The sequence below is a fragment of the Bradyrhizobium sp. UFLA05-109 genome (assembly GCF_054185165.1).
Genome location: NZ_JBBIAR010000122.1, coordinates 1 through 14,622, shown reverse-complemented (window position 1 = coordinate 14,622; position 14,622 = coordinate 1). Strand labels below are relative to the sequence as shown.

Below are 14,622 nucleotides of genomic sequence, written 5' to 3'. Positions count from 1 at the left end.
AGGTTGTAGGCGGTGATGAAGTCGGCAAGGTGAGCTTCGAGCTGATCGTGTCGATCGTAATGGTAGCGTTGGACAGTCGCTTCCTTGATCGTGCGGTTCATGCGCTCGACCTGGCCATTGGTCCAGGGATGCTTGATCTTGGTCAGCCGATGTTCGATCCCGTTTTCCTGGCATCGCATATCGAACATATGCGTCACGTATCTTGCCGTCGGGCCGTCCGCATAGCGCGGCGGGAAGGTGAACTGGATCCCATTGTCGGTGAGCACCGTGTGGATCTTGTAGGGGACGGCCGCGATCAGAGCTTCGAGGAAGGCCGAGGCTGAGGTCCTTCCCGTCTTCCTGACCAGTTGCACGAAGGCGAACTTGCTGGTGCGATCGATTGCGACGTAGAGGTAGAGCTTGCCTTCAGCGGTCTGGAGCTCGGCGATGTCGATGTGGAAATAGCCGATCGGATAAGCCTTGAACTTCTTCTTCGAGGGCTTGCCACCTTCGACCTCCGGCAATCGGCTGATGCCGTGGCGCTGGAGGCAGCGATGCAGGGATGACCGCGTCAGATGCGGGATGGTCGGCTGCAGCGCATAGAGGTAATCGTCGAGTGGCAGCAGCGTGTGCCGCCGGAAAGCGACGATGATCGCCTCCTCCTCGATGGAAAGGACAGTCGACTTGGCTTCCTTGGGGCCAGTCGAACGATCGGCGACGGTCTCGCGCTGCTTCCACTTCGCGACAGTCTTCTCGTTGATCCCGTGGCGCTTTGCGAGTGCTCTCAGGCTCTCTTGACTATTTTGTGTTGCTCGACGGACTGCCTCCGTCGTGGTGGCGCAGCCGTGTAAAACCTGTCCCATAGTGCATCCTTCGAATCGTGCGACAAGAATGCACCATCAAAGCTTGGGACTAAACACCTAGTCTAGGTTCGTGCCATGTCGGGAAAGTGCTATCAGACATTGTGATGAGCAGGATAGATGATTTCGATGCGACGCAGGAGCCCAAAGCCCCAGTTCTCCCCGTCAGGACGTGGCGGCCTTCAATCCTCCAGACTATCAGTGCGCGTTAGTAGGCGTGCCATAGCTTTAATTGTTTATCACGGGCACCGCTACATCCAGGCCAAGGTGCTTGAGGTTTCTGGATATTCAGTTGTACGCCACTGTCCCCATGATGGGAGATCACCTGGCGGTGCTTACCACGAGATTCGCCAATCGCAGCGGGACAGGTGTATCCCGTCGGCGAATTGCCACCAGCGGTAAAAACGCGTGTGAAGCTTGATCTTGAAGGCTTCATGCAACCCGCGGATTGGAGCACCGGTTTCGCTAAAAATGATCGCGCCCGCAGCCATGACCTCGTTGATGCGAGTTGAGCCGACGCGCTGATCGCGCGTTCAAGAAAGCGGCCCACCCTCGGTTAGTGATGCGCCACGGATTGTACCCGGTGTTGCGCGTCGCGCGCGTGGCATCGAACCCGGCCGCGCCGAGCTTTGCGAACATCTCGTCTTCACTGTAGCGCTGCAGGCCGATCCTGTTACGCAGTTGCGGGTAGTCGGACAGTGCGGTGTTGATCAGCCCGATCAGCGCATCGCGCAGGAAAGCGTGGGTCGCCGCAAAACGCAACAGCGCCAGGACGTCTCTGATCATCCCGACTCCGGGCGGCAGGTTGTCGCCGAGAACAAAACGGCCGGACGGCTTCAGCAGCTGATGTATCGCGTCGAAGGCGGAATCCAGTTCTTCCGGCGTCATGTATTGCGCAACCCTAATCATCACGACGAGGTCGACCGAGTTCTCATCCATTGATCGGAGATCATCGAGCGAGCGCACCCGGATCCTGGTGTTGAGCGCGAAGCGCGCGATCAGCTGATCGCGCACACCGGCCCGCCGCAAAGGCGCAGTAATCCTGCCGTGAAGAAATGGGAGCCGATGGTGAAAGCTGTGATTATCGCGGCTTGCCTTGGAACCCGAAGGCTGCGGTCGAACCGTCGTATTCATGGACTGTCATAGCTGCTGATCCAAATGCCTTTCCGATTCGACATGGCGAAAATTGGCCAGCCGGCTGCTTATCATGGAAACGATATTGGCCTTGTCGATTGTGGATGTCGGCTCATTGACAGCAGTGGCAATCTTTTCGAATAGGCCGTCCGTCGCAACGCTAGTCATGTGGCGGATCGCTGACACCGTCTTCAAATCGATATCGATCGGCACCTCGCCCTTTCCGACGAATTCCTCATAGGGTTTTTCGCCACTGGTGTCGAGCGGAGTGAGCAGCACCGGCCAACGACCGGAGCCCGCTAGTTCCCGGAGCCAGCGACGCGCACCGTCCTCGCGATCGAAGAATTCCGCGCGATATCCGTGCGCCTCTAGCATCCGGACCGCGATATCCTGCAGCGACTGCAATTCGGTCTCCGGTTCCATCCTCGGAAAAATGATGTGATTGTCCGGCGCACAGAACGCTGCAAGCATGCACAACTCGCCGGCCTCCTGGTGCGAGACGAAATAGCGCTTGCTCTCGTTCGGCGCGGAAAGTGGCTGGAACCGTTCGAGCCGGTATCGGAACCCTTGCAGCAGACTGCCATTCGAGAAAGCCACGTTGGCGAAACGGGCGGAGGTGGTAACCAGCGCGGCTTCGGTAGCAACCTCGAACACAAGATCTTCCATCAGCCGCTTACTAGCGCCCATCAGGCTGGTCGGATTCGCCGCCTTGTCGGTGGAGACAGCAAAATAGCGCGCGCCATGCATCCCGCGCGCCAGCCATTGCTTGAAGCGGATATGTTTGACGACATTGGTGTCGAGCATCTGCAGAACGGAATAGATATCCTTTTCGGATCTCACGTGCTTGAGGGCCGCAAAGTTCAGCACGATGTCGTAAGGCGCCGACTCGGCAAGCAGCCGTTCCATCACCGGGCCCCCATAGTCGATCGGCAATGCGTGGAAATCGATGGTATCCGGCAGCCCTCCCGGCCGGCCGCGCAGGTGGCGGACAAGCTCCGCTAGGTAGTTTTCGCTGTGGTCAACCACGTGGACGCTACTCGGGCCGTATTCCAAGAGCAATTGAGTGGTGGCGGAACCGATCGATCCTCCACCGCCGATCACCAGGACCCGGCGCCCGCGCATCAGCCGATCGATGTTTGCAGCCTCAGCGCGGATGTCTTCATGAAATAATGAACTTTGACGGCGGGTCACCAGCGCGTCGAGCTGCGACGCACTCAGTTCTGCGCGCGGAGCCGCTGAAATATCAGTAGACATCGATCAATCCGTTTCATCAGGCTTCACCCCGATAGGGTATTGTTGGGAAATCCAGATCCGCGCGCGTCGGGTTGCTTCAATAACGGGAGCTCATCTCCGCATCGTCACGCGGCGAGGAATTGCTGCGGCAATGTCGCCGGTCGAGCAGATATAGCGGGCGTTGCTTGACCTCATCGAAAATGAGACTGATGTATTCGCCCAGCACGCCGAGGAAAAATAGCTGGATGCCGCAGGCGAAAGACACCATCACGAATAAGGATATCCATCCCCGCACCTCGACGCTGCCTGTGGCATACATCAGGACCTGCGCAAGCGCGCCGAGCACGCTCAGTATCGCTAAGATGAATCCGGTGCCAATGCAAAAACGCAATGGCACCTTCGAAAAGGAACAGATGCCGTTTAAAGCAAAGTTCATCAGTGTCGCGGGCCGGTATTTCGACACTCCATGCTCGCGCGCGATCGGGGTGAACGGCACTAAGCTGACGCGAAAACCTACCCAGCTGATCAATCCTCGAAGAAACTGGTTATGCTCCCGTAGATCATTTCGGAACACTTCCGCGACGCGGCGCGAAATCAGTCGATAGTCAGCAGCTCCGGATGGCAGGTTGACCGCGCCGAGCTTCTTAAACGTGGCGTAAAACCAGCGCGACGTCGAGCGCTTCAACCAATTGGCTTCAGCACCGTCCTCCCGGATAGTTTGGACAATCTCGTATCCCTCCTCCCAACGCCGCAACAATTCCGGAATGAGCTCGGGCGGATGCTGAAGGTCGCTGTCGAGCATGATGATAATATCACCATCTGAATGATCGATGCCCGCAACTAGCGCCATCTGGTGGCCGAAGCGGCGAGACATCGTCAGAATTTCGACGCGCGGATCGGCCCCGCCGATCGACGTGAGGACATTCTCGGTTGCATCAGGCGATGGATCGACGACGTAGGTGATGTGAACGGTGTATTTGTCGGGGAGCGCATCGAGCGTGTTCGTCAAGCGGGCGTGGAAGGAAGCAATGACTTCTTCCTCGCGATAGACTGGGCAAATAACATCCAGGATACTCACGAACCGATCCTGCATTTGACAGTTTCTCGCAATCCGGCAGAAAGTCTCGTTTGCGGCTTCCATCCCACGGCATCGTAAATTGCCGAGATATCCGCCTTGGTGAGGTCTATCTCATTTTTCCTACGCTGGGCTTTTCCAAAATACGGCTTATCGACCCCGGCGGCTTCACACACCAGCTTGATGACCTCTTCCACCGAATGGGCGATGCCACTCCCGACATTGAAGACAGAGCCACTGTTTGCTCGGCTTGATCGCAAGATAGCGTCGACAGCGTCGGTAACGTAGATGTAATCGCGGCGCGGGTACAAATCCATCACCTCTATCTTATCGCAGGCCGTGTTCACCGCCTGCTCGACGATATGCGGTATCAGGAAATTCGAGCCCTGACCGGGACCGTAGATATTGAAGAGCCGCAGCGACACCACATGCACGCCGTAGGCTTTCGCAAAGAAAACGCAGGCCTGTTCGGCTAGGTATTTCGAAAGCGCATAAGGGTTATTAGCGTCGATCGGATCGGTCTCCCTGATGGGGGTGCGCCTCGGAACTCCGTAGATGTAAGCGCCGAGAAACGACACGCCACAACCATGCCGGCGGCATTGGTTCAGCACCCGGACCGTTCCCAGCGTATTGGTCTCGATGAATTCGGCCGGATTTTCCCACGCCGCCGGCACGCCGGCGAGCCCGCCGCCATGAAAGACGTGGCCGACACCGTTGAGCGGCAGCTGGTCCTTTGCCAGATCCACACCGGCGCTCCGCGACGTGCGAACCACCGTCTTTCCCAATACCTCTAAGCGGTTCGCTAGGTGGCGCCCGACAAAACCGGACGCACCAGTGACCAGTACCTTATCAATGCCAGGAAGAATCTCCTCGTCGACGATTTCTGCGGGGTTGGGCATCAGAGACCCAGTTTGGCCTTGAGTGCGGGCCACTCCTCGATTGCTTTTTGATAGTCGTCGGGTCGACCGATATCGAGCCAATAACCTGGATGAAACTCGGCACGTAGCGGCTTGCCGGCCGCGAGCATCTTCAGCACCAACTGGTCGAATCCGAACGACTGAGATGGCGGAATTTCAGGAAGTATACGCCGGCTGAGGCAGTAGACTCCCAGACTGACATTGTAGGGGATTGAGGGTTTTTCATGGAAACCCCTAATGTGACCGTCACTCACCTCGAGTACGCCGAAATCTATGTGCTGCTCGCGCGCGGACGTTGCGATCGTCATGAGCTGGTGCTTGGAGACATGGCCGGCCAACAGCGCGCCGAAGTTGATGTCCGAGAGGATATCGCCATTCATAAGAACGAAGTTGTCCGGAAGATCCGAAATCAGTCGCAGCGGCCCCATTGTGCCGAGCGGTTCGACTTCGAGCGAATAGTCAACCTTCACATTCCATCGGCTGCCATCGCCGAAGTATGCCTTAAGCAATTCGGCCTGATGGTTCACCGCCAGCGTGATGTGTTCGAAGCCCTGAACGGCAAGCTGGCGGATGATGATTTCCAGGATCGGTTGATCGACAATCGGCACCAACGGTTTCGGCAGCGACATCGTAAATGGATGCAACCGCGTCCCTCGCCCTCCTGCCAAAATGACTGCTCTGGACACTCACGCCTCCACTGCTTCACTCGGAACTAACAAACGCCGGTATCGACCAGGATCACCTTCCAAGATTCGACATACCGCCGCGTGTGGCCAGCCCAATGTCCAGAGACGGCGGATCATAAGGAAGCTGAGAATCAAGCCCAGCGCCATGGTGAGCGTGACGTTCGCCATGCGAAGCACTGTCACTGATATGCCAGTGATAGACGAAGCCGAAAAGAGACGGCCGCATATTGGGTTCGCGATGGGGTTGAGGTAGAAACCTTCGTCGCTGAGATCGAGACCGTACCTGCTGTAGTATAGCAGCCAAGCGAAAAGGATTGCTGCGGTTACGGCGGGCGGAGCCGGCAAAGTCCGATCCAGCAAGGCTGACAACGTCCTTTCGTTGGCAACGTGGTTATTCCTTCGCATAGGCCCTTCTTGCCAGCCCCGTAGAGGAGGCCCTCCAAAGGATATCAGCCTCGAAAAGCTTCTACCTGACCTGAACTCCCACAATCTCCTCCCAAAATTGGTAGAGTGCATCATATAGGGGCGGGATGGACATGAAGCCGAGCCGGGTCACCGAAGAACGGCATCGGGATCTTTTGAGAGCGGGAAGCTGGAGCGAAGATGGCCGACGTGTGCCGCAAACATGGAATGAGCCACGCAACCTTCTCCAGATGTAAGGCTGACTGGCTTCCGCCTTTTTTGTCGACGAGAGGCGCTCAGGATTACAGAAGAACTCCCATGAGCCCCGATCTCTTCACGGTAGCGCATTGCCGCTGCCGGATAGCAGATCCCGATATCAAGCTAGCTCAGAATGAGCCGGCGCGAACGGCCGTCGCCAGGCCAAGCACTGAAATCGCAATGTCGCTGAGAGGTAGTAGTCAACCCGGTTGGCCGGATGCGGTCCGATCGCGTAGTCTGATGGCGATCAAAGGACATCCGATCACGACGAAAAGGAGATCGCGGGGAGCGGTGTCACATAGAGCAATGCGGCAAGAAGCAGCGTTCCCCACTAAATTGACCGTCGCATTGATTGTCGACACATCCAATGCTGCCACCGGCTTGCCCGTCAGCATCTCCTCGATGATTATGGGCGCTTTGACACACGGCGATCGTAGCGTTGTCGTTGCCGGCAAATCTGTCAGAGCGCGTTCTTTGTGGCACTGAGATAGTACTGGGCCCCGAAAGGCAGATTACCCAATAGCGAATCCATTCTGATCAGGAATCCGCCAGCGGGCGGGACTGAAATGATGGTCCGCGTGAAGACATCAGTGAAGCCAACGGCAGTGAACATGCGGCGCAATTTCGCTGGCCGCAACAAGATGGCATCCTTGTCGATTTCACACGTTTTGACGATGTATTGCGTCAGCGGATTGTAGGGATTGTGCTCAAAAACGAGCATGAGCCCACCGGGCGCGGTAACGCGATACGCCTCGGCAACGAAGCTCTCCCATTGGGGCGGAGGGACATGGTGCATCACGCAGATCGTGAATACCATCGTAAACTGTCCATCGCCGTAGGGCAATCGGCTGCCGTCGTACGTCAAGTAGCGCACAAAAGGGTGCCGCGCCGCCGCCAATTTAACGCTTTGGGCCGACACGTCCACGCCGTGGAGTTCACGAAACCTGCCCTCAAGCCCGGGATGATACGCACCGATTCCGCAGCCCAGATCTAGCACATTCAGGATTTCGAGATCGGCAAAATGTCGGTGAGCCAGACGAAGAATATGTCCGCGCTTCACGTCCATGTAAAACGCGCGCTCTCGCCCTGCGAAAGCGACGGCTTGATTGATCATTTCCTCGTACGAGTCGGCGAAGCGGTCGAAATCTTCCGCAACTCGCCCCTGCGTCACATGGCCGGGCTTCGCAATCTCTTTATCCATGGTCTACCAGGTCTTCTACGGGGCTTGGCCCGAGTTCCACATCGTTTTCAGCTCCCGCCGATCGCGCAGCGTGTCGAACGGCTTCGAGAAGCCCCGATGCCGACGGGCGAATGGGTTCGCGATGGAGTTTAGGTGGAAACCTTCGTCGGAGAGATTGAGACCGAAATTGTTGTAGAATAGCAGCCAAGCGAAAAGGATGGCAGTGGTTACGGTGGATAGAGCTAGCAGAGCCCAATCCAGCAAGACTGACCACGTCCTTCCTTGGCAAAGTGGTTGTCTCTTGGCATGGGCCCCTTCCCGCCAGCCTCGTAGGGGAGGCCAGCAGTCCCAAAGCAGCCGGGGATAGGCGATGGTGAAGGCCACTTTCGGGGCATTCACTATCGTCGCGAGCGCATGGGCAGAGGAAGGAAATATGCTCACTTGATAGGATTGCGGAACATAGTGTTTGATGATCAAGACATAGATAGTATACGCCGATCCCCGACAGAAACCAGATCGTGAGACCTGGCACTCGCTCGCAATTCTGAAACGATCCCCTCATACCTACGCGGATAAAGACCACCATCAAGGGAAGAATAATTAACGGGAGCGTCGCTTCGTACATCAGAAATACGGGAGCGCTGAAGCGGTGCCCAACACCGACAATGGTCACCGCTGGTCTATACGCCGTCACATATGCAACGGGCAACGGGGCAGATATATGCTTACTACCAAAAGCGCTATCGCGAAGTTGATGTGCTGGCCGCGAAACGCGATCGTCATCGCGCCCGCTGGAAAAGCGACGGCGATCACCCCGCCAACGACAGCGAGCAGATTTGCGCGGATTGCCTGACACATAAGATGGGCAACCGTAACACTCTTGATGGGCTAAATCGATGATCGGAGGCGATGAAATACTCGGACTTAGAAAATGGGCCCGCATTGGGAAAGGCGAAGAGCGGCCGTGTCGCGGTATGGATCTGACGAAATCGTTGTAAATTATGCGGATGCCAGTTGCGGGTGGAATTTAGTTCAGTCACCTGCTTTGGTGGCGAGCCCAACCACGAAGGTATAAGGAACACGCGCATAGTCTTCGTGGACGATCGTCCGAACCTCTTCGAAAATGTTAGAGAGGATGCCTCGATATCCCTCTTCGTTGCGGACGTAATCGCCTCGCTCGTTGTCGAGCATCCACTTTACGAAGGCGCTCTGTCCCGGTCGATAGCAAGACTCGAGCACGAAGAGCATCGCGCCCGGGCGCAGCGCAGTTCGTATGTTCCGAAGCAGCGGTATGAGGTTGTCGTCTGCGATATAGGACATAACGCCGGTCATCGTCACATAGTCAGCGCCAGCAAATTCCTTTGCGACAGTCTCGTCGAACGGTCGGCACTCGAAGGTACCCCGATCACTGAACTTTTTCCGTGCGTGATCGATGTAGCACTGATTGATGTCGAAACCGGTATATTTGATGCCGTTCGGCAGATGCTTAATTAGGTAGCCGGGACCGCAGCCGATATCGATGAGTCGATCACCGGATTTCAGAGGCAGGTATTCAGCGATGGATTTGGCACGTGCGTCGGAGAAACCGCCGACATTCTGAAAAGCTTGGTACACTGTGGGAAACCATAGAAGCTCTTTCATAGATGCGTTCGTTCCAATCGTTTACTTGTTCGCGTGATTTAGGGGCGACGCCGCAGGGGTCTCCTCTACGAGGCAGGCAGGAAGGGGCCTATGCCAATAGAGAAGCACGGCCTCGAGGAGTTTCTAACTGACCTGAGCCCCCATAATCTCCTCCAAGAATTGGTAGAGTCCTCCGTACAGGTGATCTGAGGCCGGCAAAGACCATTTTTGGCTAGAGTTGGCGCCTGCCGAATCCCCTCGGCTGGGAGGGGTGGACGACGATGAAGGCCTCAAGATTTTCGGACGCCCAGAGGGCGTTCATCCTGAAGCAGGGCCATGACGGGGTTGCGGTGGCGGAGATCTGCCGCAAGGCCGGGATCAGCCAGGCGACCTATTTCAACTGGAAAAAGAAGTATGACGGTCTGCTGCCGACCGAGATGCGGCGGTTGAAAAAGCTCGAGGATGAGAACACCAAGCTGAAGAAGCTGGTGGCGGATCTGTCGCTCGATAGGGAAATGCTGCAGGACGTGATCCGCCGAAAGCTATAACGCCTGGCCGGAAGCGCAAGCTGGTCGACGAGGTTTGCGGTGAGTGGCAGGTCTCGATCCGCAAAGTTTGGGAAGCGCTCGAGTTCGAGCGGTCGACCTACCATTACAAGTCGCGGCGCTCCGGCTAGGCCGCCCTCGAAGATCGGATCAAGGAGATCTGTCATGTCCGTGTCCGCTACGGCTACCGCCGCGTTCACGTTCTGCTGCGTCGTGAAGGTTGGCGGCACGGTCAGAACAAGACACGTCGCATCTATCGCGAATTGGGCCTGCAATTGCGCAACAAATCGCCCAAGCGCCGGGTCAAGGCCAAGCTGCGCGACGATCGCAGGCCAGCGACGCGATCGAACGAGACCTGGGCGATGGACTTTGCTCATGATCAACTGGCAACCGGCGGCAAGCTCCGGGTACTCACGGTCATTGACACCTTCTCCCGCTTTCTCGCCGGCGCTGGTGCCGCGCTTCACCTTCCGCGGCACCGACGTCGTGGAAGTACTGGAAAGGGCCTGCAAGGAAGTGGGATTCCCGGCGACGATCCGCGTCGATCAAGGCAGCGAGTTCGTGTCGCGTGATCTTGACATTTGGGCCTACCAACGCGGCGTCACGCTGGACTTCTCACGGCCCGGCAAGCCAACCGACAACGCGTTCATCGAAGCCTTCAATGGGCGCTTCCGGGCCGAATGCCTCAACGCCCATTGGTTCCTGTCCCTTGCTGATGCCCAGGAAAGTGGAGAGGGCGATCGGCAATCGGCCGCCGATTTTGCTGCAAAACCACGTCGGCACATCCAGCCCGCCAACGTGATCAGAGCGCAAAACTCTAGTTCTGGGTGGTCCAAAGTTCGGTCTCGCTGCATCGTAAAACTCTAGTTCTGGGTAGTCCGAAGTTTCGGTCTCGCTTCCACCGAGCGATGGACTCTACCAATTCTTGGAGGAGATGGCGGAGCTCAGGTCAGTTAGAAGCTCCTTGAGGCTGATATCCATAGGAATGGGCCTCGTCTACGCGACTGGCAGGAAGGGGCCGATGTCAGGAGACAACCGCTTTTCCAACGAGACGTTTTCAGTTTTGCTGGATCGAACTTTGCTGGGTCTGTCCGTCCTAACCACAGCGATCCTTTTTGCCTGGTTTCTATATTACAGCAGTTACGGTTTCGAATTCGACACCGAAGGTTCCTACCTCAACTCCATAGCGAACCCATTTGTCTACGCAATCAATAGCCCGCCGTCCCTTTTCGGCTTCTTCTATTACTGGCCATATCAGTGGGCGCGAGGCGACATCGCGGTGCTTCGCATGGCGAACGTCACGCTCACTATCGCGCTGGGGTGGAGTCTCAGCTTCCTTGTGATCCGGCGCCTCTGGACAGTGGGCCGGCCGCATGCAGCGGTGCTATCGGCAGGGATCGCCAGCCTGGCATTGGTCAACTTTCACACCTCGCTGTCGCGCACACTCAATTACAACACACTGACCTTTCAATCGCTCATGATGGTGATGATCGGCTTGCTGCTGGTCGATCGGCCAGGGCGCATCCCCCAGGTCTTGGGGTGGATCCTGGTCGGCGTTGGCGGCTGGTGCTGCTTCATGGCCAAGCTGACCACCGCCGCGGCCATGGCCCTTCTCGTTATGCTCTATGTCGTCGTTTTGCGTCGAAAGTCGCTGCTACCCATGCTTGGCGCAGCGCTGATCGCTCTCTCTCTGCTGATCATTACCGCCTACTTGATCGACGGCAGCATCACCGGGCTGGTGACCCGTATGGTCAACAGCGCTGATTTGGAAATCCTGGTGGGTGCCCGGCACGAGGTGTCTTTGATGTTTCGGATCGACTGGCTCGAAACCAGTCGCACGCAACTCGCGTTTGCTATGTTAACGGCGATAGCCCTTCTGCTCAACATTTTCGTGGAGTTTAGGCACAAGCTGCTCCCATCCCTGGCTCTCGCTGCGGTGTTGATCGTAACAATTGCGATTGCGCTGGCGGGGACCGATCCGATCAGCATCAAGCTCTCGACCCTGTTCCTTGTGCCGGCCTTCACGTGCCTTGGCACGATGTTCTATCGTGAGGGATTGGTTCTGCGTACCCAAGCTCCCACCAGCGTCGCGCTAGCGCTAACCTTTTTGGTCCTGCCGCACCTGTCCGCGCTGGGGTCCGGTGTCAACTACTGGTGGGGTGGTTCGAAGGCCGCCTTGTTCTGGATGCTCGCGGTCGTTACTCTCCTGAGTCCTCTTGCGCAACAGGGACGCAGCGTCGTCGCCACCCTGCTGCCCCTGACGGTGTTGGCACAGTTGCTCACTGCATCAGTGATTAATGCTGCCATCCTCAAGCCGCGGAGCCAGGTGAAAGATCTCCGCGCTTATACCGCTGTCACCCCCATGCCGGGCGGTGGAAAATTGGTGCTCTCGCAACCCCTGCACGACTATCTGACCATGGCCAAAGCCCAAGCTCGCGCGGCCGGCCTTGAAGTTGGTACCCCAGTGGTCGATCTCTCTGGCCGCTCGCCGGGCCTGCTGTTTGTGCTCGAAACGCGAGCGCTCGGTCTACCATGGCTGGTCGGGCCATATGACGCTTCCGAAGCACACTTTGGTCAACTAGGGCCGAGCGTGCCATATGCCGGCAGTAACGCAGCCGCGGTGGAAGCGCTGGGATTTGAGAACTGCGCCGATCTGGCCAAAGCGTGGGTACTGATCGAGCCGGAAGGCCCGCATCATCTGGACCAAGCCAGTGTCATGGCCTCCTTTGGAGCTCGCCAGGCGGACTACGCAGTCGCCGCTACGTTCGAAACCGCCATCAATGACGGGCATGATCCGGATGCTTACAGGCAGTATCTGCTCAAGCCCGTACATCCCGCCGCGCGAGCGGAACAATCTTGCCGTGAAGCTAGGCGACAACGGCCGGCCGGCCGGAAATTGAGCCCATCGTGAAAGCTGTGATGCTCGTGGGTGGCCTTCTTGAGCCTTGAGTGCAGGTTCGCACCGAGCAGCATCCCATCGTCTTCCCATGCTCGACGGCTATGTCGCTGCGATCGTGGCCGGGCCGGAGTCGATGAGTCCGCCCGACTGGATCTGTTCGCCGCTTGCCCTCGACGCCGACGCATTCAACCATGGCGGCACGCTGAAGTTCGCTGCGATTTCGACCGTCGCGCTGCACCACAACGACATCAGTACTGTTCTTTCCACTGCGACCCATCGGTTCGCGCCGGCCCTGCCGTCCGCCTATCCCTACAAGCCCGATCTCGTGCTGCTCGCCGAAGGTGCTGCCAAGTTGCCGCCGCGAAAGTCGAGGCAACATGCTCCGGAACCGAACCCAGTCCCTTCAACCCGCAAAACGACCTTTTCGCGCACTTGACGCAGCGGCCTCACATGGCCGCGAATGATGCGCGTTAGTTGGGTTACCCTACTCATCAAGTTTATTCCCGTGCTTGTCGATACGGTTACCCTGGTCGTCGATCGGGTTTCCGGTTTCGTCTACGCCCACTCCGTCGGGATAATGCGGGCGATCCAGCATCTTGAGAAAGAAATCCCTACTGGGAAGATTTGCAATGTGTCTTTCAAGACGGGGATAGGCAGCTTCAAAATCGCCCGGAGGGACATCCTGGGGGATGCGAGTCTCAACCCCCATGGTGACGTTGGCCTTGATGGCCTCGAAGGCCTTCTTCCGCCACGGGTCGTCCGGGTCAGCGGAACTTATCGAAACGGCCGTCGGCGTGTCAGCATCCACCACAAAAGCCGAAGTCATCTTAATACGATAAGCGGTCGATATGCCATCATATTGCGCGGTCTTGACATTATACATACCATCAGCACTGCGGCGGAGCGCAAAGTAGAGCGCCACATGATCCTCATGGTGCTCAATGTCAGCTCCCCCTGCTTTTCCCCAGAAAGTGGTTTCGGCATAAAGATCACGCCAATTGCGGTATCCACCCATCAAACCGGCCCCGCTCGATCCATCCGGGAGAATATGCAGGCGGATCCTCCCTTTGGTGAGGTCTACATCGCCTGTCTGATTATAAAACCATGCGATGCGTGGGGCATGTAGACGCTCCACCTGCTGAGTCTCGACCATACCGTTCACGATTTTCGCGTTAAGCTTCGTGTATAGAGTCGATTTAAGAATACGGTAGGAATAATCTGCCGCAACGTCGCCGCGGGAGTCCCTCACAATGTTGTCTGGTGAGTAGCCGATTTCCAGCATGGCATCAGAGTCATTCATCGGGTCCTGGTTGCCTGAGACGCGCAGAACCATCGTAAAAAGACGCGACTCCATACTTTCCTTGACCCTCAGGGCGAACGTTGCATTCCCATTGCCGCGCAACGGCGCATCGCATCCCCAGGCGCGGTACAGAGCGTTGTCGATGCCCTTCTCGCCGTCGGGGCTGACGAAGTCATGAGGCCTGATTTTGCCATCCAAATTGAAGCCTTCACCAATGCGGCTGGTCACTTCCGGTTGCCCCGGATCTTCCGCCGCCCAAGGATTGACATAAGTTTCGATGCCCTTCTTGAACCCGCGGTAGGAAATAGCGCGGTTCAAGATGTCTTCCCTCACTAGTCCTGGCTCCCGGACCTGGTACAGCCCGGGAGGCGCGATGACCCATTCGATCACCTGCTGGGAGCGCCACTTCTGGCGTGCTAACGCTTCTCTGATCTGATCTTGGTCGACGAAATAATGGGTGCTGCCATGCGGGCAGTCCACGCCGGGCTCAACCTCTCCCTTGCGAGTGAAACCGGGACGTCCGCCATAACGGAA

Annotated in this window: 11 protein-coding genes and 2 pseudogenes; 3 read left to right on the top strand and 10 right to left on the bottom strand. The window is 57.3% G+C overall.

Annotated elements, in window-relative coordinates; translation table 11 throughout:
* The 9 genes and pseudogenes from Q3C01_RS43705 to Q3C01_RS43665 form a co-directional block, all read right to left on the bottom strand.
* Positions 1–842, bottom strand: an 842-nt coding sequence (locus tag Q3C01_RS43705; protein ID WP_458151517.1) for an IS481 family transposase, incomplete at its 3' end; no start/stop codon positions are given.
* A 205-nt stretch (positions 843–1,047) separates the two neighbouring features.
* Complete coding sequence (locus Q3C01_RS43700; RefSeq protein ID WP_458151516.1) at positions 1,048–1,275, bottom strand: thiamine pyrophosphate-dependent enzyme; 228 nt, start codon at positions 1,273–1,275, stop codon at positions 1,048–1,050.
* A 29-nt stretch (positions 1,276–1,304) separates the two neighbouring features.
* A pseudogene (locus Q3C01_RS43695) lies at positions 1,305–1,856 on the bottom strand (SAM-dependent methyltransferase); the annotation flags it as partial.
* Positions 1,857–1,979: 123 nt separating this feature from the next.
* Positions 1,980–3,227 carry a polysaccharide biosynthesis protein gene (locus tag Q3C01_RS43690; protein ID WP_458151514.1) on the bottom strand — a complete coding sequence of 416 codons (1,248 nt, stop codon included), beginning with the start codon at positions 3,225–3,227 and terminating at the stop codon, positions 1,980–1,982.
* Positions 3,228–3,303: 76 nt separating this feature from the next.
* Positions 3,304–4,284: a glycosyltransferase family 2 protein gene (locus tag Q3C01_RS43685; RefSeq protein ID WP_458151513.1), complete on the bottom strand. Its 981-nt coding sequence runs from the start codon at positions 4,282–4,284 to the stop codon at positions 3,304–3,306.
* The gene (locus Q3C01_RS43680) at positions 4,281–5,180 is read right to left on the bottom strand and encodes an NAD-dependent epimerase/dehydratase family protein (protein ID WP_458151511.1); all 900 of its coding nucleotides are present in this window, start codon (positions 5,178–5,180) and stop codon (positions 4,281–4,283) included. Before Q3C01_RS43680 ends, Q3C01_RS43685 begins: the two co-directional genes overlap by 4 nt.
* Positions 5,180–5,884, bottom strand: a complete 705-nt coding sequence (locus Q3C01_RS43675) for a sugar phosphate nucleotidyltransferase (protein WP_458151509.1) — start codon at positions 5,882–5,884, stop codon at positions 5,180–5,182. The genes Q3C01_RS43680 and Q3C01_RS43675 overlap by 1 nt, the downstream gene beginning before the upstream one ends.
* Before the next feature lie 1,120 nt (positions 5,885–7,004).
* Positions 7,005–7,745 (bottom strand): class I SAM-dependent methyltransferase, encoded by a 741-nt coding sequence (locus tag Q3C01_RS43670; RefSeq protein ID WP_458151508.1) that lies wholly within the window; start codon positions 7,743–7,745, stop codon positions 7,005–7,007.
* A 1,011-nt stretch (positions 7,746–8,756) separates the two neighbouring features.
* Positions 8,757–9,365: a class I SAM-dependent methyltransferase gene (locus tag Q3C01_RS43665; RefSeq protein WP_458151506.1), complete on the bottom strand. Its 609-nt coding sequence runs from the start codon at positions 9,363–9,365 to the stop codon at positions 8,757–8,759.
* Positions 9,366–9,625: 260 nt separating this feature from the next.
* Here Q3C01_RS43665 and Q3C01_RS43660 point away from each other — a divergent pair.
* From Q3C01_RS43660 to Q3C01_RS43650, 3 genes and pseudogenes are all read left to right on the top strand, one after another.
* Positions 9,626–10,691 (top strand): annotated as a pseudogene (locus tag Q3C01_RS43660) (IS3 family transposase).
* Between the two features lie 219 nt (positions 10,692–10,910).
* Positions 10,911–12,800, top strand: a complete 1,890-nt coding sequence (locus Q3C01_RS43655) for a hypothetical protein (protein WP_458151505.1) — start codon at positions 10,911–10,913, stop codon at positions 12,798–12,800.
* A 34-nt stretch (positions 12,801–12,834) separates the two neighbouring features.
* Positions 12,835–13,224: a UPF0149 family protein gene (locus Q3C01_RS43650; protein WP_458151504.1), complete on the top strand. Its 390-nt coding sequence runs from the start codon at positions 12,835–12,837 to the stop codon at positions 13,222–13,224.
* Between the two features lie 48 nt (positions 13,225–13,272).
* Here the strand turns inward: Q3C01_RS43650 and Q3C01_RS43645 are convergent.
* Positions 13,273–14,622 (bottom strand): hypothetical protein (locus Q3C01_RS43645; protein ID WP_458151503.1); only part of this gene is annotated, 1,350 nt, incomplete at its 5' end.

Excerpts from the sequence above, each read along its gene's own strand:
- Q3C01_RS43665 (WP_458151506.1), bottom strand. The coding sequence starts at position 9,365 with ATGAAAGAGCTTCTATGGTTTCCCACAGTGTACCAAGCTTTTCAGAAT.
- Q3C01_RS43655 (WP_458151505.1), top strand. The coding sequence starts at position 10,911 with ATGTCAGGAGACAACCGCTTTTCCAACGAGACGTTTTCAGTTTTGCTG.
- Q3C01_RS43680 (WP_458151511.1), bottom strand. The coding sequence starts at position 5,180 with ATGCCCAACCCCGCAGAAATCGTCGACGAGGAGATTCTTCCTGGCATT.
- Q3C01_RS43670 (WP_458151508.1), bottom strand. The coding sequence starts at position 7,745 with ATGGATAAAGAGATTGCGAAGCCCGGCCATGTGACGCAGGGGCGAGTT.
- Q3C01_RS43690 (WP_458151514.1), bottom strand. The coding sequence starts at position 3,227 with ATGTCTACTGATATTTCAGCGGCTCCGCGCGCAGAACTGAGTGCGTCG.
- Q3C01_RS43700 (WP_458151516.1), bottom strand. The coding sequence starts at position 1,275 with ATGAAGCCTTCAAGATCAAGCTTCACACGCGTTTTTACCGCTGGTGGC.